Source organism: Roseateles sp. P5_E11 (assembly GCF_054049355.1).
The window spans coordinates 1-1,071 of sequence record NZ_JBFUMO010001042.1; the positions used below are offsets into that span (position 1 = coordinate 1).

The following is a 1,071-nucleotide window of genomic DNA, read 5'->3' on the forward strand; positions in this document are numbered from 1 at the left end:
ACCCCTTCCTGATGGTGCGCACGCCTTATGGCTGCGGGCCCTACGGCGTGGACCGCGATGGCATCAAGGGCCTCGCGCCGAACGAGGAGTTCCTGAAGGCCGGCTACATCTTTGTCTGCCAGGACGTGCGCGGCCGCAACATGTCGGAAGGCGAGTTCATCGAGATGACGCCGCACAAGCCCGTCAAGAAGAGCGTGGCTGACGTCGATGAAAGCTCTGACACCCACGACAGCGTGCAGTGGCTGCTGGACCGCATTTCCGGCAACAACGGCCGCGTCGGCCTCTGGGGCGTGTCCTACCCGGGCTTCTACACCTCGGCCTCCATCATCGACTCGCATCCGGCCATCAAGGCCGCGTCGCCGCAGGCGCCCATTGCCGACCTCTTCAAGGGCGACGACAGCTATCACGGTGGGGCCTTCATGCTGGCGGCCAACTTCGGCTTCTACACCGGCTTCAAGCCGCAGCAGGCACCGGTGCCGCCGCCCAAGCAATGGCCGCAGTTCGACTGGGGCACGCTGGACGGCTACGAGTTCTACCTGCAGCACGGCAACCTCGACGCGCTGGCGCAGCGGCTGGCCAAGGATGGCGGCCCCAACCCCTACTTCGACGTGCAGATCGAGCATGACCGCTACGACGAGTTCTGGAAGTCCCGCGCCATCACGCCGCATCTGAAGAACATCCGCGCCGCCGTGTTGACGGTGGGCGGCTGGTTCGACGCCGAGGACCTGGCCGGCCCGCTGGCCACCTTCCACGCGATCGCTGGGCAGAGCCCCGCCACCGACAACCGCCTCGTCATGGGCCCCTGGGTGCATGGCGGCTGGGTCGGCGCGCCGGGGCGGCAGCTGGGCCGCGTGCAGTTCCAGCAGCCCACCGCGGAGCAGTTCCAGAAGGAGGTGCTGCTGCCCTTCTTCGAGCAGCATCTGCGAGAGGTCGCACCCAAGGCACCCATTGCGAAGGCCACCGTCTTCGAGACCGGCACCAACGTCTGGCGCCGCTACGACGCCTGGCCGCCCAGGCAAGCGCAGGCCCGCACCCTCTACTTCGCACCCGGCGGCAAGCTCAGCTTTGCGC

1 protein-coding gene is annotated in these 1,071 nt (G+C 67.5%); it reads left to right on the top strand.

From position 1 onward, the window contains the following. The coding region (locus ACXJKR_RS33250; RefSeq protein WP_457326488.1) for a CocE/NonD family hydrolase at positions 1-1,071 on the top strand (1,071 nt) is incomplete at both ends.